The sequence below is a fragment of the Mycobacterium sp. TH-M103 genome (assembly GCF_057473785.1).
In genome coordinates, this window is record NZ_JBYCLG010000005.1 from 1 (window position 1) to 17,431 (window position 17,431).

Below are 17,431 nucleotides of genomic sequence, written 5' to 3' on the forward strand. Positions count from 1 at the left end.
GGCTGGCGCCGTACACGATCAGCTTGGCCAGCATCGAGTCGAACTGCCCGCCGATCACCGAGCCGGTCTCCACGCCGGAGTCCAGCCGCACCCCGGCGCCCGCGGGGGGGTCGAACCGGGTGACCGGGCCCGGCGCGGGCAGAAAGCCGCGACCGGCGTCCTCGCCGTTGATCCGGAACTCGAAGGCGTGGCCGCGCGGCGTCGGGTCCTCGGTCAGGTCCAGCTTCTCGCCGTTGGCGATGCGGAACTGCTCGCGCACCAGGTCGATGCCCGCGGTCTCCTCGGTGACCGGGTGCTCGACCTGCAACCGGGTGTTGACCTCCAGGAACGAGATCAGCCCGTCCTGGCCGACCAGGTACTCGACGGTGCCGGCGCCGTAGTAGTGGGCCTCTTTGCAGATCCGCTTGGCCGACTCGTGGATCTCCTTGCGCTGCGCGTCGGTCAGAAACGGCGCCGGGGCCTCCTCGACCAGCTTCTGGAAGCGGCGCTGCAGCGAGCAGTCGCGGGTGCCCGCGACGACGACGTTGCCGTGCTGGTCGGCGATCACCTGGGCCTCGACGTGGCGGGGCTTGTCCAAGTAGCGCTCGACGAAGCACTCGCCGCGGCCGAACGCGGCCGTGGCCTCGCGCACCGCCGACTCGTAGAGCTCGGGGATCTCCTCGAGGGTGCGGGCGACCTTCATGCCCTTGCCGCCGCCGCCGAAGGCGGCCTTGATCGCGATCGGCACGCCGTACTCCCGGGCGAAGGCCACCACCTCATCGGCGTCCTTGACCGGGTCGGGAGTGCCGGGCACCAGCGGCGCCTGGGCGCGCGCGGCGATGTGGCGGGCGGTGACCTTGTCGCCGAGGTCGCGGATCGACTGCGGGCTGGGCCCGATCCAGATCAGGTTCGCATCGATCACCGCCTGGGCGAAGTCGGCGTTCTCCGACAGGAAGCCGTAGCCGGGGTGGATGGCGTTGGCCCCGGACTTGGCCGCCGCGTCGAGGATCTTGCCGAAGTCCAGGTAGGACTCCGCCGACGTCTGGCCGCCCAGCGCGAACGCCTCGTCGGCCAGCCGCACGTGCGGTGCGTCCGCGTCGGGCTCGGCGTACACCGCCACGCTGAGCAGCCCCGCGTCGCGGGCCGCCCGGATCACCCGGACAGCGATCTCGCCGCGGTTGGCGACGAGCACCTTGGAGATCCTCGAGCCGGCGTGACTAGCCACTGCGCCTCCTGTTTGGCATATCTGCAGACTTGTGCTGCGACGTCTTTAAGAGAGTTTCTTACTCTGCCTGGGAAGTCTAAGCGGCGCGCCGTCGGCGCGATCAGCCGGTGCCGGAATTCGCGCCTTATCGGGAGGTTTCGCGCAGCCGCCGCTTGATCCGGGCCAGCATCGCCGACATGCCGCGCAGCCGCAGCGGGCTGATCAGAGCCGCCAGGCCCAGCTCGGTGTAGAAGTCCTCGGGCACCGCCAGGATGTCGGCGGCGGGCTGCCCGTCGAGGCCGGCGGCCAGGATCGAGGCGAACCCGCGCGTGGTCGGTGCCTCGACGGGCGCGCTGAAGTACAGCCGCACCCGGTCCGGGTCGCCGGCGTCGACGTGCAGGAACAGCGGGGTCTGGCATTCGGGGACCGGCTCCATCGCCGCCTCTTCCAGCTCGGCGGGCAGCCCGGGCAGGTCGTCGGCGAATTCGAGCAGGAGCTTGAGCTTGTCCTGGCCCTGGACTGCGGCGAAGTCGGATACCACCTCGGCAAGCGGCGCGGGCAGGCTCATCGGGCCGGTACGGCTCCCGGCGCCTGTCCCGGTTCTGCGCCCGCCACGATGGGGACGCGCACGGTGTTGCCCCACTCGGTCCACGACCCGTCGTAATTGCGCACCCCGGGCTTGCCCAGTAGGTGCGTGAGCACGAACCAGGTGTGGCTGGACCGCTCCCCGATGCGGCAGTAGACGATGGCCTTGTCGTCGGGGCCGAGGAATCCGTAGAGCTCCTCGAGCTCCTCGCGGCTGCGGAAGCGCCCGCTGTCGTCGACGGCCCTGCTCCACGGGATCGACCGGGCGGTGGGGATATGGCCGGCCCGCAGCACCCCCTCCTCGGGGTAGTCGGGCATGTGGGTGCGCTCGCCGGTGTACTCCTCCGGGGAGCGCACGTCGATCAGCGGCTCGGCGCCCAGCGCCGCCAGCACGTCGTCCTTGTAGGCGCGGATGGGTTCGTCGTTGCGCGCCACGACGGGATATCCGGTGGAGGTTCTGGTCGGGACCTCGAGGCTGGTCTCGCGCCCTTCGGAGAGCCACAGGTTGCGGCCGCCGTTGAGCAGCCGCACGTCGGGGTGGCCGAACAGCGTGAAGACCCACAGCGCATACGCCGCCCACCAGTTGCTCTTGTCGCCGTAGATCACCACGGTGTCGTCGCGGGCGATGCCCTTGCGGTCCATCAGCTCGGCGAACTGCCGGCCGGTGATGTAGTCGCGCACGGGCGCGTCGTTGAGGTCGGTGTGCCAGTCGATCTTGACCGCGCCGGGGATGTGGCCGACGTCGTAGAGCAGGACGTCCTCGTCGGATTCGACGATCGCCAGGCCGGGCGCGCCCAGGTGGGCCGACAGCCAGTCGGTGGTGACCAGGCGTTCGGGGTGGGCGTAGGCCGCGAGCGTGGGGCTGGGATCGGGCGGTAGGGGCACACCGAAAGCCTACCCACCCGCGGCGTTTCGCGGGCGCGGGCGCGCGCTTGAGGCGGGCGGATTGGCCGCCCACACCGCGGCGACCGACACTCCCGCGCGGACCAGCAGCGACCGGGTCAGCGGCAGCCCGATCCCCACCACGGCCGAGGGGTCGCCGTCGACGCCGTCGATGAACCAGCCGCCCAGGCCGTCGAGGGTGAATCCCCCTGCCACGCGCAAGGATTCACCCGAGGACAGGTACGCATCGAGGTCCTCGGGGGACGGAGTTCCGAAATGCACTGTGGTGACAGCGTTTTCGGCAGTGGTGTAAGTAATCTCGTTGTCCAGCAACCGAATCAGCGCGTGGCCGGTATGGAGCTGGCCGGCGCGCCCCGCCATGGCCTGCCACAGGTCGCGTGCCGCGGACGTCGAACCCGGCTTGCCGCAGAGCCGGCCGTCCAGGTGGAGCATCGAATCGCAGCCGATCACGACGCAGTCGGCGGCGACGGCGGGCTCGAGCTCACCGGCCACCCGTTCGGCCTTGGCCCGGGCCAGCGCACACACCACGTCCCCGGGCGGCGCGTCGGCGCCCAGGCCGGCGATGACGGCGTCCTCGTCGATCCCCGAGACCCTGACGAGCGGATCGACGCCGGCTTGGCGCAGCACTTTGAGCCGGCCCGCCGACGCCGAGCCGAGCACCAGCCGGGTCACTGCTGCATACGCTGCATGTGGATCTTCTGCTGCATGGTGAGTCGCTGAAAGTTCGTCATCGCATAGCGCAGTTGGTCGGTCGGCAGGCCCCAGCGGGTGCGCTCGGGCGGCGGCGGTTGGGGCGCGGCGCCGGCGCTGCCGAGCACGGCGATCAGCGCGGCCAACTCCGCGGCGGTGGGCTTGCCGCGCAGGATCTGGATGTGCGGCTCGTGCAGCTGGTGGCCCTCGTCGGCGCTCACAGGGGGATGTTCCCGTGCTTCTTGGGCGGCAGGTGGGAGATCTTGCGTTCCAGCAGCCGCAGCGCCGTGCCGATGTAGCCGCGGGTGTGCGACGGCGGGATCACCGCGTCGACGTAGCCCCGCTCGGCCGCCACGTACGGGTTCACCAGCGTGTCCTCGTACTCCTGCTGCAGCCGCAACCGCAGCTCGTCGACATCGGCGCCGTCGCGGGCGGCCTCCTTGAGCTGCTGGCGGTAGACGAACCCGACGGCCCCGGAGGCGCCCATCACGGCGATCTGGGCGGTCGGCCAGGCGATGTTGACGTCGCAGCCCATGTCCTTGGAGCCCATGACGCAGTAGGCGCCGCCGTAGGCCTTGCGGGTGATGACGGTGATCTTGGGGACGGTCGCCTCGCCGTAGGCGTAGAGCAGCTTGGCGCCGCGGCGGATGATGCCGTTGTATTCCTGGCCGGTGCCCGGCAGGAACCCGGGGACGTCGACGAGCATGACGATCGGGATGCCGAAGCAGTCGCAGGTGCGCACGAACCGGGCCGCCTTCTCCGAGGCGTTGATGTCCAGGCAGCCGGCGAAGTGGGTCGGCTGGTTGGCCACGATGCCGACCGGGCGGCCGTCGATGCGGCCGAACCCGACGACGATGTTCTGCGCGTAGCCGTTCTGGACCTCGAGGAACTCGTCCTCGTCGAGGATGCGGGTGATCACCTCGTGCATGTCGTAAGGCTGGTTGGGGGAGTCCGGGATCAGCGTGTCCAGCTCGATGTCCTCGGCGGTGAGGTTGTCCTCGATGGGGCCCTGGGGGATCGGCTCGGCGTAGCGCGGCGGGTCGGTGGCGTTGTTGGGCGGCAGGTAGCCCAGCAGCTCGCGCACCCAGTCGAAGGCGTCCTGCTCACCGGAGGCGACGTAGTGCGCGGTGCCGGACTTGGCCATGTGGGTGTGGGCGCCGCCGAGCTCCTCCATCGTGACGTCCTCGCCGGTGACGGTCTTGATGACGTCGGGGCCGGTGATGAACATCTGGCTGGTCTGGTCGACCATCACCACGAAGTCGGTCAGGGCGGGGGAGTAGACGTGCCCGCCGGCGGCGGCGCCCATGATCAGCGAGATCTGCGGGATGACCCCGGAGGCGACGATGTTGTTGCGGAAGATGCGGCTGTAGAGGCCCAGCGAGACGACGCCCTCCTGGATGCGGGCGCCCGCGCCGTCGTTGATGCCGATCAGCGGCCGGCCGGTCTTGATCGCCAGCTCCTGCACCTTGACGATCTTCTCGCCGTACACCTCGCCCAGGCTGCCGCCGAACACGGTGGCGTCCTGGCTGAAGATGCACACGTCGCGGCCGTCGATGGTGCCGTAGCCGGTGATAACGCCGTCGCCCAGGGGGCGGTTGTTCTCCAGGCCGAAGTTCGTGCTGCGGTGCCGGGCCAGCGCGTCGAGCTCGACGAAGGAGTCCTCGTCGAGCAGCGCGAGGACGCGCTCGCGGGCGGTCAGCTTGCCCTTGGCGTGGACCTTCTCGACGGCCTCCTCGCCGACGGGGTGCAGCGACTCTTCCCGGCGCTTGTGCAGCTCGGCCAGCTTGCCCGCGGTGGTGTGGATGTCGACGATGTGTTCGCTCGCAGGCTCAGCGGAATGAGCCGAGCGGTCGGTAACGCTTGTCATGGCAGTCGATGTTATCGGCTGGCCGTCCGGCACTGCTTAGGCTGGGCCGGGTGAGCGACCGGGACCCGCCTCTGAACGAGGCCGCGCTGCGGGCGGAGCTGATCGGCGCCGGGCTGGGCTGGCGACGCCTGGACGTCGTCGAGCGGACCGGCTCCACCAACGCCGACCTGCTGGCGCGCGCGGCGTCCGGGACCGACGGGGCGGCCGACGTTGCCGGTGCGGTGCTGATCGCCGAGCACCAGACCGCCGGCCGCGGGCGGCACGGCCGCGGCTGGTCGGCCGGCCCGCGTGCCCAGATCACGATGTCGGTCGGGGTCAGCGTCGTCGACGTGCCGGTCGCCGCGTGGGGCTGGCTGTCGTTGGCCACCGGGGTGGCCGTCGTCGAGGCGGTGGCCCCGCTGCTGGAGGGGACCGGATGCCGGGCCGGCCTGAAGTGGCCCAACGACGTGCTGGCGGGCCCTCCGGAGTCGCGCGGCAAGCTGGCGGGCATCCTCGCCGAGGTGGCGCGGCCGTCGGTGGTGATCGGCGTGGGGCTCAACGTCACCCGCGCCCCCGGCGACGTCGCCGGCGCCACCTCGCTGCGCGACCTCGGGGTCGCCGCACCCGACCGCGGCGAGCTGGTGCGCGCGCTGCTGACCGAACTCGGCGGACGGATCGCGGCATGGCGGGCCGCGCGCGGCGCCGACCGAGCGTTGGCCGCCGACTACCGGGCGCACAGCCTGACGATCGGCACCCGGGTGCGTGCGCACCTGCCCGGCGGCCGGGAGGTCGTCGGCACGGCCACCGGCGTCGACGACCAGGGCAGGCTGTGCTTGCAGACCGAAGGCGAAACCGCCGTGATCTCGGCCGGTGACGTGGTGCATCTGCGGTAGCGGGCGCAGCTAATGTCGCGACCATGCGTTATCCGGACAACGCCCTGGCCGCCGGCGAGCAGGTGGTGCTGCACCATCACCCGCACTGGAAGCGGCTGTTCTGGCCCGCCGTGGTGTTCGTGGCCGCGACCGGGCTGGCGGCCTTCGGCTCGGGCTACCTCAACTCGACGCAGTGGGAGCAGACCGCCAAGAACGTCATCCACGGCGTCATCTGGGGGATCTGGCTAGTGGTCGTCGGCTGGCTGGCGTGGTGGCCGTTCCTGACCTGGCTGACCACCCATTTCGTCGTCACCAGCCGGCGGGTGATGTACCGGCACGGGGTGCTCACCCGGGCCGGGCTCGACATCCCGCTGGCGCGGATCAACAGCGTCGAATTCCGCGACCGGATCTTCGAGCGGATCTTCCGGTGCGGGACGTTGGTCATCGAGTCGGCGCCACAAGACCCGTTGGAGTTCCACGACATTCCGCGACTGCGCGAGGTGCACGCGCTGCTGTATCACGAAGTCTTCGACACCCTGGGCGCCCCGGGTTCTACGGAGGCGCCGGGCTGACCCGATCGGCCCGCCTTGCGGCTGCGCCAGGCGCGCAGCAGGGTGACGTTGCCCATGTGGGGGCCCATGTTGCCGCCCTCGATGGTGTCCTCGAAGACCTCGGCGATCCCGCCGGCGGTGAGGGCGGACTCGAGGGCCTTCTCCTCCAGGGCCATGTCGGGAATGCGCGCGAACGCGTCGGGGAACACCCAGCGCCGGAACGCCCAGAATCGGAAAGCCATCTGCAGCAAATTCCCGATGATGTAGGCCGAGACGAAGTCGGCGATGTTCTCCACCGTCAGCGAAACCATCGGCTCCCGCAACTGCAGGACGTAGCTGGAGAACCACAGCGGCGCCATGCTCAGCAGCACCCCGACACCGCTGAAGGCGAAGAACAGCAGCGCCTCGTGGTGGCGTTCGCGACCGCCGCGGTCGCGGAAGCTCCACTCCCGGTTCAGCACGTAGGAGGCGATGACCGCGACGATGCCGGCGATCACCTTGGCGGTGACCGGCTTGGTCTCCAGGATCGTGAGCTTGAGGGTGTAGAAGATTGCCGAGTCGATGATGAAGGTGGTGCCGCCGACGATCGCGAACTTGATCAGTTCGTGGTGGCGCTGCACACAGGGCTGAAAAGCCGCGGGCAAACGCGCAATCGTTGCATCGGCGAAGGGCACAACACGTGAGTGTACGGACGGACACAAAAACGACGCAAAATGGTTCATAACGATCCGGTCTCACCGCCGGTCACCGGCCGGGCCGCCCCCATGACACCATGATGGCCGTGCCGAGTACCCCCACGCCCGTCCTCGCCCCGCGTGTGGCCATGGTCGGCGGCGGCCAGCTCGCCCGGATGACCCACCAGGCCGCGATCGCGCTGGGGCAGACGTTGCGGGTGCTGGCGACCTCCGCCGACGAGTCGGCCGCGCAGGTCACTCCCGACGTGGTGATCGGCTCGCACCTCGATCTGGAGGACCTGCGCCGGGTCGCGGCCGGGGCCCACGTGCTGACGTTCGACCACGAGCACGTCCCCACCGACCTGCTGGACAAGCTCGTCGCCGAGGGCGTCAACGTCGCCCCGCCGCCCAGCGCCCTGGTGCACGCCCAGGACAAGTTCGTGATGCGGCGCCGGCTGGAGGCCCTGGGCGCCCCGGTGCCCCGCTACGCGCCGGTGGACAGCATCGACGACCTGGACGCGTTCGCGCGCACCCTGGGCGCCGCCGACGACGCCCCGGTGGTGGTCAAGGCGGTGCGGGGCGGCTACGACGGCCGGGGGGTCTGGATGGCCCGCGACCTCGCCGGCGCCCGCGAGATCGCCGGCAAATGCCTGGACGACGGGCTGCCGGTGCTGGTCGAGGAGCGGGTGGAGCTGCGTCGGGAGTTGTCGGCGCTGGTGGCGCGCTCGCCGTTCGGCCAGGGCGCGGCGTGGCCGGTGGTCCAGACCGTGCAGCGCGACGGGATCTGCGTGCAGGTGATCGCGCCCGCACCGGAGCTGTCCGGGGAGTCGGCGGCCGCCGCGCAGCGGCTGGCGTTGCGGCTGGCCGCCGAGCTGGGGGTGGTCGGGGTGCTCGCTGTCGAGCTGTTCGAGACCACCGACGGGACCCTGCTGGTCAACGAACTCGCGATGCGGCCGCACAACTCCGGGCACTGGACCATGGACGGGTCGCGCACCAGCCAGTTCGAGCAGCACCTGCGCGCGGTGCTGGACTATCCGCTCGGCGACACCGACGCGATCGCCCCGGTGACCGTGATGGCCAACGTGCTGGGTGCGCCGCAACTGCCGGCGATGTCGATGGACGAGCGGCTGCACCACCTGTTCGCGCGGATGCCGGACGCCCGGGTGCACCTGTACGGCAAGGCCGAACGGCCCGGCCGCAAGATCGGGCACATCAACTTCCTGGGCAGCGACTCAGCGGAGCTGGAAAACCTGAGGGAACGCGCCGAACTGGCGGCGCACTGGCTGTCACACGGCCGATGGGCGGACGGATGGGACCCACATGAGCACCACTAGCCCCCGCAGCCCCCGTGTGGGGGTCATCATGGGCAGCGACAGCGACTGGTCGGTGATGGCCGACGCCGCCGCCGCGCTCGCCGAGTTCGGCATCGGAGCCGAGGTCCGCGTGGTGTCGGCGCACCGCACGCCGCAGGTGATGTTCGACTACGCCCGCGGCGCCGCCGACCGCGGCATCGAGGTGATCATCGCCGGCGCGGGCGGCGCCGCCCACCTGCCCGGGATGGTCGCCGCGGCGACGCCGCTGCCGGTGATCGGGGTGCCGGTGCCGCTGGCGCGCCTGGACGGCCTGGACTCGCTGCTGTCGATCGTGCAGATGCCCGCGGGCGTTCCGGTGGCCACGGTCTCCATCGGCGGCGGCCGCAACGCGGGCCTGCTGGCCGTGCGCATCCTCGCCTCGTCGGACGCGGCGCTGCGGGCCCGGGTCGTCGAGTTCCAAAACGAGCTGGCCGAGAGTGTGCGGACCAAGGATGCGGCGGTGCGGCGGCTGCACGGTAAAGTTACCGGTGAGTAGCGCAGGGAGGCTTGAGATGGCTGGATGGGCCGGAAATTCGTCGTTCGATTTGTTTCGGTTGCCCGAGGAGCATCAGGAGTTGCGGGCGGCGATCCGGGCGTTGGCGGAGAAGGAGATCGCTCCGCACGCCGCCGAGGTGGACGAGAAGTCGCGGTTTCCGTCCGAGGCCCTGGATGCGTTGAACGCCTCGGGTTTCAACGCGGTGCACGTGCCCGAGGAGTACGGCGGTCAGGGCGCCGATTCGGTGGCGGCGTGCATCGTGATCGAGGAGGTCGCCCGGGTCGACGCGTCGGCGTCGCTGATCCCCGCGGTGAACAAGCTGGGCACGATGGGCCTGATCCTGCGCGGCTCCGAGGAGCTCAAGAAGCAGGTGCTGCCGCAGATCGCCGACGGCACCGCGATGGCGTCGTACGCGCTTTCCGAGCGCGAGGCCGGCAGTGACGCGGCGGCGATGCGGACCCGGGCCAAGGCCGACGGGGACGACTGGATCCTCAACGGCGCCAAGTGCTGGATCACCAACGGCGGGGTGTCGAGCTGGTACACGGTGATGGCGGTGACCGACCCGGACAAGGGCGCCAACGGGATCTCTTCGTTCATGGTGCACAAAGACGACGAGGGCTTCACCGTCGGCCCCAAGGAGCGCAAGCTCGGGATCAAGGGCTCGCCGACCACGGAGTTGTACTTCGAGAACTGCCGCATCCCCGGTGACCGGATCATCGGCGAGCCCGGCACCGGTTTCAAGACCGCGCTGGCCACCCTGGATCACACCCGGCCCACCATCGGCGCGCAGGCCGTGGGCATCGCCCAGGGCGCGGTGGACGCGGCGATCGCCTACACCAAGGAGCGCAAGCAGTTCGGCCGCCCGGTCGCCGACAACCAGGGTGTGCAGTTCATGCTCGCCGACATGGCGATGAAGGTCGAGGCCGCCCGGCTGATGGTGTATCAGGCGGCCGCGCGCGCCGAGCGCGGTGAAGCCAATCTGGGCTTCATCTCCGCGGCCTCGAAGTGCTTCGCCTCCGACGTCGCGATGGAGGTGACCACCGACGCGGTGCAGCTGTTCGGCGGATACGGCTACACCGCCGACTTCCCCGTCGAGCGGATGATGCGCGACGCCAAGATCACCCAGATCTACGAGGGCACCAACCAGATCCAGCGCGTCGTGATGTCGCGGGCGTTGTTGCGCTGACGCCACCCCTGGTTCAGCCTGTGTTGGGAAAGCGCAGGCGCACCGCATAAGATCACTCACGGCAACCGTTCGGGGTGGTAAGCCGGTACGCAAGCCTCTTTCGGCGCGCCGGCTCTGCGGTCGGAGCGTCGCCACACAGCTAATGGCTGCCGCGGCCCGCGGGGGGTCGAGTTAAAAAGTTGCTCACCTCCCGGCGCCCGCGGATGACCGGAAGTGATGCCTGTGCGTGCTCCAGTTACCCCGGCGGCCCATTGGCAGTCGTTGTCGCTGTTGCTGGTCGAGGACGACCGGGCCGACGCGGTGCTCGTCGAGGACCTCATCGCGGACGCCGTCGCCGACATCCGGGTGGTGTGGGCGCAGTCCATGGCGCACGCCGAGCGTGAGCTCGCGGCCGCCCGGCCCGACTGCGTGCTGCTGGACCTGCACCTGCCCGACGCCAGCGGGATCGACGCCCTGGACCGCATCGCCAAACGCGACGCCACGGTCCCGATCGTGGTGTTGACCGGGCTGAACGACGAGTACTTCGGGGCCTCGGCCGTCGCGGCCGGCGCCCAGGACTACCTGGTCAAGGGGCGGGTCGAACCGGAGATGTTGCGGCGGGCGCTGCTGTACGCGATCGAGCGCAAACGGGCCGAGCTCATCGCCGCCGACCTGCACGCCACCCGGCTCCGTGCCCGCGAGAACGCGCTGCTGGAACGCGGCCTGCTGCCCTCCCCGCTGCTGCACGACAACTCGGGAGTCGAGATCGTCGCGCGGTACCGGCCCAGCCGCGAGGACGCGCTGCTGTGCGGGGACTTCTACGACGTCGTCCAGACCCCCGACCGCACCGTGCACGTGCTGATCGGCGACGTCGCCGGGCACGGCCCGCACGAGGCGGCCCTGGGCGCGGCCCTGCGGATCGCGTTCCGCGCTCTGACGTTCGCCGGGTTGCACGGGGTCGAGCTGATGCGGCAGCTGGAGCGGGTGCTGCACTCCGAACGGACCGCCACCGGTATCTTCGCGACGGTGCTCACCCTGGAGATCTCGCCGGACAGCCCGCGGGTCACCACGGTCCGCGCCGGCCATCCCGGGATGCTGCTGCAGGGCGGCGGCTGCGTGGACTGGATCGAGCCGCCGGCGGGGCCGGCGCTGGGGCTGCGGGCCGACGACTGGCCGCGCCACGACCTGGACCTGCCCGTGGGGCACGGGCTGCTGCTGCTGACCGACGGTCTGTTCGAGGGGTACTCGGGGCGGGGCGCCCGGCGCCTCGGCGAGGACGGTCTGCTCGCCCTGGCGCGCCGGCACGCCAACCGGCCCGGGCCGGCATTCGTGGACGCGCTCATCGACGAGGCCGAAAAGCTCGCCCGGCCGCAGGGCGGGCTCACCGACGACATCGCGGTGCTGCGCGTCGAGCGGACCACGGCGTGACGCCGACGTTGCGCTCGCTGCGCCCGTCGCGGCTCACCACGCGGGGATGGCAGGCGGTGGTCCTGTTCGTCATGGGCATGCTGGTGCTGACCGGCGCCGCGGTCGGCACCGTGCTGCTGGACCGCACCGACAAGATGTCGCGGGAGCTCATCGACGACATCCAGCCGGCGCGGGTGGCGGCGTGCCAGCTGCAGGCCGCGCTGCGCGACCAGGAGACCGGCGTTCGCGGCTACCTGATCACCGCCGATCGCCAGTTCCTGGCGCCCTACTACGACGGACAACGCGCGGAGCGGGCCGCGGCCGAGGAGATCCGCCGCCGCCTCGGCGGGCGCGCGAACCTCATCGCCAACCTCGACGAGATCGAGCAGTCCGCCGCGCGGTGGCGGTCCAGCTATGCCGAGCCGCTGATCGCCCGCGTGACCCCCCACTCCCCGAACGTCGTGGACGGCGGGGTGGCCGAGCGCGGCAAGGCCCAGTTCGACCAGCTACGTGCCCTCTTCGACGCCCAGAACGCGAGCCTGTCCGCGGCGTGGGTGCACGCCGCCGGGCAACTCCGGCACACCGACGCCTGGCGCGACCGCGTGCTGATTTCGCTGGTGGTGGTGTTCTTCGCCTCCGCGGTGGTGCTGGGGCTGCTGGTGCGCGACACGGTCAGCCGCCCGCTGGCGGACCTGGCCTTGGCGTGCCGGCGGATCACCGAGGGCAGCTTCGCCGAGACCATCTCACCGCCCAGGCGGCCCAGGGACATCCGCGGCATGGCGATCGACGTGGAGAACATGCGCCGGCGGATGGTCGAAGAGCTCGAGGCGTCCCGCACCGCCCGGGCGCAGTTGGACGAGCAGGCCGAGGAGCTGCGCCGTTCCAACGCCGAACTCGAGCAGTTCGCCTACGTCGCCTCGCACGACCTGCAGGAGCCGCTGCGCAAGGTCGCCTCGTTCTGCCAGCTGCTCGAGAAGCGCTACGGCGACAAGCTCGACGAGCGCGGCGCCGAGTACATCGGGTTCGCGGTCGACGGGGCCAAACGCATGCAGGTGCTGATCAACGACCTGCTCACCTTCTCCCGCGTCGGCCGGCTGGGCACCTTCCAGGCCGAGGTGGACCTCGACGTGCCGCTGGACGCGGCCATGAGCAACGTCTCCGCCGCGATCGAGGAGTCCGGCGCGCAGATCGTGCGACCGCCCGAGCCGCTCCCGCGGATCGTCGGCGACCCCACCCTGCTGACGATGCTGTGGCAGAACCTGATCGGCAACGCGGTGAAGTTCCGGCGCGAGGACACCTCGCCCCACGTCGTCATCGAATGCGAACCGGGCACCGGTGACCGCGAGGACCAGTGGGTGTTCCGGGTTTCCGACAACGGCATCGGGATACCCGAGGAGTTCGCCGAGAAGGTGTTCGTCATCTTCCAGCGCCTGCACGGCCGCGACGCGTACCACGGGACCGGGGTCGGGTTGGCGCTGTGCAAGAAGATCGTCGAGCACCACGGCGGCAGCATCCACATCGACACGTCCTACGTCGACGGCACCCGGTTCGAGTTCACCCTGCCCATGGCCCCGGCTCCCGAAGACCCGGCCCCCGAAGACCAGGCCCCCCAAGACCAAGCAGAACAAGCACAGCCAGAAGGAGCACAGCAATGACCTCGGCCGGGAGAGCGATCGAAATCCTGCTCGTCGAAGACGACCCGGGCGACGAGCTGATCACCCGGGAGGCGTTCGAGCACAACAAGCTCAAGAACAACCTCAACGTCGCGCACGACGGCGAGGAAGGCCTGGACTACCTCTACAGGCGCGGCAAGTTCGCGGACGCGGTGCGGCCCGACCTGATCCTGCTCGACCTGAACCTGCCCAAGTACGACGGCCGCCAACTGCTCGAGCAGGTCAAGTCCGATCCCGACCTGGCGCGCATCCCGGTGGTCGTGCTCACGACGTCCTCGGCGGAGGAGGACATCCTGCGCAGCTACCAGTTGCACGCCAACGCCTACGTCACCAAGCCGGTCGACCTCGACCAGTTCATCAACGCGGTCCGCCAGATCGACGAGTTCTTCATCCAGGTGGTGCGGTTGCCGGGTCTGTGAGCGGCGCCTGCACTCACGACTCCGGGTGCCGGCCGGCGTGCGAACATGTCCGGCGTGAACATCCAGCAGGCGCCGCCGGGTTCGCTGCGCCCGCGGTCCGGCGGGCGGTCCCGGATGACGCGCGTGGCGCTGGCGAGCCTGGCCGGCTCGGCCATCGAGTTCTACGACTTCTTCCTCTACGGCACCGCGGCGGCCCTGGTGTTCCCCAGCGTGTTCTTTCCCGACCTGGGCGCGACGATGGCGACGATCGCGTCGATGGCGACGTTCGCCGCGGCGTTCGTGTCCCGGCCGTTGGGCGCCGCCGTTTTCGGGCACTTCGGCGACCGGCGCGGCAGGAAGGCGACGCTGGTCGCGACGTTGCTGATCATGGGCCTGTCCACCGTGGCGGTGGGCCTGCTGCCCGGCGTGGCGACCGTCGGTGTGGCCGGCCCGCTGGCCCTGCTTGCCCTGCGGCTGCTGCAGGGGCTGGCGCTCGGCGGCGAGTGGGCCGGCTCGGCCCTGCTGCTCGCCGAGCACGCACCGGCCGGTCGGCGCGGGCGGTACGCGATGTTCACCCCGCTGGGGGCCGGCGTGGGACTGGTGCTGGCCAACCTCGCCATGCTGGTGGTCAACGCCACCGTCGGGGAGACCAGCCCCGCCTTCCTGGCCTGGGGGTGGCGGGTGCCGTTCCTGTTCAGCGCCGTGCTGGTCGTGGTGGCGCTCTACGTGCGCCTGAACATCGGCGAGACACCGGTTTTCGCCGCGGAGTTGCGGCGCGCCCATGATGCCCCGCGCACCGCGCCGATCGCCGCGCTGCTGCGCGATCAGACCCGGCGGGTCGTGCTCGCCGCCGGCTGTGCCGTGGGGCCTTTCACGCTGAGCTTCATGGCGGCGACCTATCTGCTGAACTACGCCCGCGGCGAGCTCGGGCAGTCCCGCAACGTGATCCTGTTCGTCGGTGTGCTCGGCGGGCTGTCGTCGATCGCGCTGACCGCACCGGCGGCGGTCCTGTGCGACCGCGTCGGCCGGCGGCGGGTCCTGCTGTGGGGTTTCGCCGCGGCCGTGCCGTGGTCGTTCGCGGTGATGCCGTTGATGAACACCGGGATCGCGGCCCTGTTCGGTGTCGCCATAGTCGTCACCTTCGCGATCATGGGTGTGCTGATCGGCCCGCTCAGCGCGTTCATCCCCGAGACGTTCGCCACCCGCTACCGCTACACCGGAGCCGGGCTGGCGTTCAACGCCGGCGGGCTCGTCGGCGGCGCGGTGCCGCCGATGCTCGCCGGCGCGCTCGCCGAGACCGCGGGGCCGTGGGCCATCGGGCCGATGATGGCCGTCCTGGTGCTCACCAGCCTCGGCTGCACCCTGGCGCTGCCCGAGACGCTGGGCGCGGCGTTGACCGATCCCTAGGCCTAGGGTGCGGAGAGGAACTCTTCGTTGTGCGCGCCGATCGCCGGCGGGGGCTCGGGGGCCGCGGCGTCGAAACTGGAGTAGCGGGCCGGGGTGCGCACGACGGTGACGGCGCCCTCGCCGTTGTCCGGGCTGCCGCCGACCCGCAGGGCGAGCTCGTTCTCCGCGAACAGCGGGGTGCCCACCACCTCTTTCCAGGTGTGGGCGTGGCAGGCCATCAGGCCGCCCTCCTGCAACAGCTCCACCCATTCGGCCGCGGTCTTGCCGGCCAGCGCCGCCTCGAGTTCTTCGGTCAGCTCCGGGTAGTGCAGCGCGCGCGCCCGCTGGTCGACGAACCGTTCGTCCTCGAGCAGGTCGGGCCGGCCGATGAGCTCGCACAGCTTGGCCCAGTGCTTGGGCACGTACGCGCTGATCACCAGGTAGCCGTCGGCGGCCCGGAACGCGTCCGAGGGCTGGGTGGCGAAGCCGACCCCCTTGCGCCGCTTGGGCTTCGGCGCCGCATCGGTGGGCGTCTCGGTCGGCTTGTTCAGGTGGATCGTGAGCTGGGCGGCCTGCAGGCCGACCGCGACGTCGTACATTGCGACCCGCACCACGTCGGCCACCCCGTGCCGTTCACGGTGCAGCAGGGCGGCCAGCACCGCCTGGGCCAGGACGTGCCCGCTGGCGGCGTCCACGAGCTGGAACGGGATGATCTGTGGTTTGCCGCTGGGCGTGGGCATCCCGGTGGTCATGCCCGACTCGGCGGCGACCATCAGGTCCACCCCCGGCCTGCTGCCGTGCGGGCCGTTGCCGCCGTAGGCCGACAGCCGGGCGTAGACCAGCCGGGGGTTGCGGGAGCGCAGCTCGTCGGGGCCCAGCCCCATGCGCTCCATCACGCCCGGGCGGAACCCCTCCAGCACGACGTCGGCGGTCTCGGCCAGCCGCAGGATCTGCTGGCGGCCCTCCTCGGTGGTCAGGTCCACCGCCACCGACTTCTTGCCGCGGTTGTGCGGCAGGAACAGCGTGGCCAGCGGCGGCCGCCCGGGCAGGACCGCGGTGATGTGGCGGGCCGCCTCACCGGCGGGTGCCTCGATCTTGACGACCTCGGCGCCCAGGTCCGCCAGCACCTGCCCGGCCAGCGGGCCGGCGATGTTCTGGGTGAAATCGAGCACGCGGTAGCCGTCGAGTGGCTTGGGGGCGTTGCTGTCCGGCATGGGGTGCCTTTCTTCAGTCGGCCTTGCGCAGCACCGCGGTGCAGTAGTAGTTGCGGGCGAACGGCGCCTGCTCGCTGTCGTCGGGGCCGTCGGTGGGCTGCAGCGGCAGCCCGTGCTCGGCCAGCAGCTGGTTCAGCGGCGTGCGCACCGTCACCCAGCCGCGGTCCTGGAGGTAGCTCGCGGCGTCGTTGCGCTCGCCGGGGAAGCCCAGGTCGTCGAGCGCGACGTCCAGGCCGTTCTCCTGCCACCGGGCGGCGGCGGCGTTCAGCGCCTGCGCGTTGACGCCTGAGTTCAAGAACACCTCGGCGACCAGCCGGCTGCCGTCGGCGCTGAGTTCGGTGATGTTGTCCAGCAACCGATCCTGCGCGTCGGGCGGCAGGAACCCGAGCAGGCCCTCGGCGGCCCAGGCCGCGGGCGCGGCGGTGTCGAAGCCGGCCTGCCGCAGCGCCGAGGGCCAGTCGTGGCGCAGGTCGATCGGCACGGGCCGCACCTGCGCGGTCGGGTTGGCGCCCAGCTGCGCGATGGTGACGCTCTTGAAGTCGAGCACCTGGGGCTGGTCGATCTCGAACACCGTGGTGCCCGCCGGCCACGGCAGCCGGTAGGCGCGCGCGTCCAGGCCCGACGCCAGCAGGACCACCTGGCGCACGCCTGCGGCCGCCGCGTCGGCGAAGAATTTGTCGATGTAGCGGGTGCGCGCCGCCAGCATGTCGGTCATGCGCTGCATGCCCCACGCCGCGCCGGGGATGTCGACGTCGGCTGAGTCGAGTTCGCCCGCGGACCACCGGGTGAAGAAGTCCACGCCGACCGCGCGCACCAGCGGCTCGGCGAACGGGTCGTCGATCAGCTTGTCGCGGGTCGCCCGGGCCCGGCCGGCCGCCACCATGGTGGCGGTGGCCCCCACGCTGGTCGCCAGGTCCCACGTGTCGTTCTCGGTGCGCGCCATTCGTCAAAACCCTTCGTCGATGTACCGGGACCCACTGGTTGGACAGCGTAACGAGGAACGCTATGGCGCTGTCCGCGGCTCGGTTTCGCGCGC

18 protein-coding genes are annotated in these 17,431 nt (G+C 71.0%); 9 read left to right on the forward strand and 9 right to left on the reverse strand.

Annotation, left to right across the window (positions count from 1 at the left end; translation table 11 throughout):
• The 6 genes from AC2VOR_RS00160 to AC2VOR_RS00185 form a co-directional block, all read right to left on the reverse strand.
• On the reverse strand, positions 1-1,204 hold a 1,204-nt coding region (locus AC2VOR_RS00160), incomplete at its 3' end, for an acetyl-CoA carboxylase biotin carboxylase subunit (protein ID WP_486962974.1).
• 124 nt (positions 1,205-1,328) lie between these two features.
• Positions 1,329-1,751 carry a SufE family protein gene (locus tag AC2VOR_RS00165; RefSeq protein ID WP_369740176.1) on the reverse strand — a complete coding sequence of 141 codons (423 nt, stop codon included), beginning with the start codon at positions 1,749-1,751 and terminating at the stop codon, positions 1,329-1,331.
• On the reverse strand, positions 1,748-2,653 hold the full coding sequence (locus tag AC2VOR_RS00170; protein ID WP_369740175.1) for a sulfurtransferase: 906 nt from the start codon (positions 2,651-2,653) through the stop codon (positions 1,748-1,750). The genes AC2VOR_RS00165 and AC2VOR_RS00170 overlap by 4 nt, the downstream gene beginning before the upstream one ends.
• 9 nt (positions 2,654-2,662) lie before the next feature.
• Positions 2,663-3,343, reverse strand: a complete 681-nt coding sequence (locus AC2VOR_RS00175; RefSeq protein ID WP_369740173.1) for a Maf family protein — start codon at positions 3,341-3,343, stop codon at positions 2,663-2,665.
• Complete coding sequence (locus AC2VOR_RS00180) at positions 3,340-3,582, reverse strand: acyl-CoA carboxylase subunit epsilon (protein ID WP_369740171.1); 243 nt, start codon at positions 3,580-3,582, stop codon at positions 3,340-3,342. The genes AC2VOR_RS00175 and AC2VOR_RS00180 overlap by 4 nt, the downstream gene beginning before the upstream one ends.
• The gene (locus AC2VOR_RS00185; RefSeq protein WP_369740169.1) at positions 3,579-5,228 is read right to left on the reverse strand and encodes an acyl-CoA carboxylase subunit beta; all 1,650 of its coding nucleotides are present in this window, start codon (positions 5,226-5,228) and stop codon (positions 3,579-3,581) included. The genes AC2VOR_RS00180 and AC2VOR_RS00185 overlap by 4 nt, the downstream gene beginning before the upstream one ends.
• A 50-nt stretch (positions 5,229-5,278) precedes the next feature.
• Between AC2VOR_RS00185 and AC2VOR_RS00190 the strand changes: the two genes are divergently transcribed.
• On the forward strand, positions 5,279-6,100 hold the full coding sequence (locus tag AC2VOR_RS00190) for a biotin--[acetyl-CoA-carboxylase] ligase (protein WP_369740168.1): 822 nt from the start codon (positions 5,279-5,281) through the stop codon (positions 6,098-6,100).
• Between the two features lie 23 nt (positions 6,101-6,123).
• The gene (locus tag AC2VOR_RS00195; protein ID WP_369740167.1) at positions 6,124-6,651 is read left to right on the forward strand and encodes a PH domain-containing protein; all 528 of its coding nucleotides are present in this window, start codon (positions 6,124-6,126) and stop codon (positions 6,649-6,651) included.
• Here AC2VOR_RS00195 and AC2VOR_RS00200 read toward each other — a convergent pair.
• Positions 6,597-7,304, reverse strand: coding sequence for a GtrA family protein (locus AC2VOR_RS00200; RefSeq protein ID WP_369740165.1), 708 nt, complete (start codon positions 7,302-7,304; stop codon positions 6,597-6,599). The genes AC2VOR_RS00195 and AC2VOR_RS00200 overlap by 55 nt on opposite strands.
• A gap of 98 nt (positions 7,305-7,402) precedes the next feature.
• On the opposite strand from AC2VOR_RS00200, the gene AC2VOR_RS00205 reads away from it, so the two are divergent.
• From AC2VOR_RS00205 to AC2VOR_RS00235, 7 genes are all read left to right on the forward strand, one after another.
• A complete protein-coding gene (locus tag AC2VOR_RS00205) occupies positions 7,403-8,638 on the forward strand; it encodes a 5-(carboxyamino)imidazole ribonucleotide synthase (RefSeq protein ID WP_369740163.1) in 1,236 nt (411 codons plus the stop codon).
• The gene (purE, locus tag AC2VOR_RS00210) at positions 8,625-9,152 is read left to right on the forward strand and encodes a 5-(carboxyamino)imidazole ribonucleotide mutase (RefSeq protein ID WP_369740161.1); all 528 of its coding nucleotides are present in this window, start codon (positions 8,625-8,627) and stop codon (positions 9,150-9,152) included. The genes AC2VOR_RS00205 and purE overlap by 14 nt, the downstream gene beginning before the upstream one ends.
• 16 nt (positions 9,153-9,168) lie before the next feature.
• On the forward strand, positions 9,169-10,338 hold the full coding sequence (locus tag AC2VOR_RS00215) for an acyl-CoA dehydrogenase (RefSeq protein WP_369740159.1): 1,170 nt from the start codon (positions 9,169-9,171) through the stop codon (positions 10,336-10,338).
• 216 nt (positions 10,339-10,554) lie between these two features.
• Entirely contained in the window at positions 10,555-11,745 is a 1,191-nt protein-coding gene (locus AC2VOR_RS00220) for a PP2C family protein-serine/threonine phosphatase (protein ID WP_369740157.1), read from the forward strand.
• A gap of 71 nt (positions 11,746-11,816) precedes the next feature.
• Positions 11,817-13,379, forward strand: coding sequence for a sensor histidine kinase (locus AC2VOR_RS00225; RefSeq protein WP_369741735.1), 1,563 nt, complete (start codon positions 11,817-11,819; stop codon positions 13,377-13,379).
• Positions 13,376-13,816 carry a response regulator gene (locus AC2VOR_RS00230; protein WP_369740156.1) on the forward strand — a complete coding sequence of 147 codons (441 nt, stop codon included), beginning with the start codon at positions 13,376-13,378 and terminating at the stop codon, positions 13,814-13,816. The genes AC2VOR_RS00225 and AC2VOR_RS00230 overlap by 4 nt, the downstream gene beginning before the upstream one ends.
• 114 nt (positions 13,817-13,930) lie before the next feature.
• Positions 13,931-15,202: an MFS transporter gene (locus AC2VOR_RS00235; RefSeq protein WP_369741734.1), complete on the forward strand. Its 1,272-nt coding sequence runs from the start codon at positions 13,931-13,933 to the stop codon at positions 15,200-15,202.
• 2 nt (positions 15,203-15,204) lie between these two features.
• Here AC2VOR_RS00235 and AC2VOR_RS00240 read toward each other — a convergent pair whose 3' ends face one another.
• On the reverse strand, positions 15,205-16,395 hold the full coding sequence (locus AC2VOR_RS00240; RefSeq protein WP_369740154.1) for a CoA transferase: 1,191 nt from the start codon (positions 16,393-16,395) through the stop codon (positions 15,205-15,207).
• A 13-nt stretch (positions 16,396-16,408) separates the two neighbouring features.
• Positions 16,409-17,338, reverse strand: a complete 930-nt coding sequence (locus tag AC2VOR_RS00245) for a class I SAM-dependent methyltransferase (protein WP_369740152.1) — start codon at positions 17,336-17,338, stop codon at positions 16,409-16,411.
• Positions 17,339-17,431: the final 93 nt, after the last annotated feature.

Excerpts from the sequence above, each read along its gene's own strand:
- AC2VOR_RS00225 (WP_369741735.1), top strand. The coding sequence starts at position 11,817 with ATGGGCATGCTGGTGCTGACCGGCGCCGCGGTCGGCACCGTGCTGCTG.
- AC2VOR_RS00245 (WP_369740152.1), bottom strand. The coding sequence starts at position 17,338 with ATGGCGCGCACCGAGAACGACACGTGGGACCTGGCGACCAGCGTGGGG.
- AC2VOR_RS00215 (WP_369740159.1), top strand. The coding sequence starts at position 9,169 with ATGGCTGGATGGGCCGGAAATTCGTCGTTCGATTTGTTTCGGTTGCCC.
- purE (WP_369740161.1), top strand. The coding sequence starts at position 8,625 with ATGAGCACCACTAGCCCCCGCAGCCCCCGTGTGGGGGTCATCATGGGC.
- AC2VOR_RS00205 (WP_369740163.1), top strand. The coding sequence starts at position 7,403 with ATGATGGCCGTGCCGAGTACCCCCACGCCCGTCCTCGCCCCGCGTGTG.
- AC2VOR_RS00230 (WP_369740156.1), top strand. The coding sequence starts at position 13,376 with ATGACCTCGGCCGGGAGAGCGATCGAAATCCTGCTCGTCGAAGACGAC.
- AC2VOR_RS00165 (WP_369740176.1), bottom strand. The coding sequence starts at position 1,751 with ATGAGCCTGCCCGCGCCGCTTGCCGAGGTGGTATCCGACTTCGCCGCA.
- AC2VOR_RS00240 (WP_369740154.1), bottom strand. The coding sequence starts at position 16,395 with ATGCCGGACAGCAACGCCCCCAAGCCACTCGACGGCTACCGCGTGCTC.
- AC2VOR_RS00185 (WP_369740169.1), bottom strand. The coding sequence starts at position 5,228 with ATGACAAGCGTTACCGACCGCTCGGCTCATTCCGCTGAGCCTGCGAGC.
- AC2VOR_RS00235 (WP_369741734.1), top strand. The coding sequence starts at position 13,931 with ATGACGCGCGTGGCGCTGGCGAGCCTGGCCGGCTCGGCCATCGAGTTC.
- AC2VOR_RS00195 (WP_369740167.1), top strand. The coding sequence starts at position 6,124 with ATGCGTTATCCGGACAACGCCCTGGCCGCCGGCGAGCAGGTGGTGCTG.
- AC2VOR_RS00220 (WP_369740157.1), top strand. The coding sequence starts at position 10,555 with ATGCCTGTGCGTGCTCCAGTTACCCCGGCGGCCCATTGGCAGTCGTTG.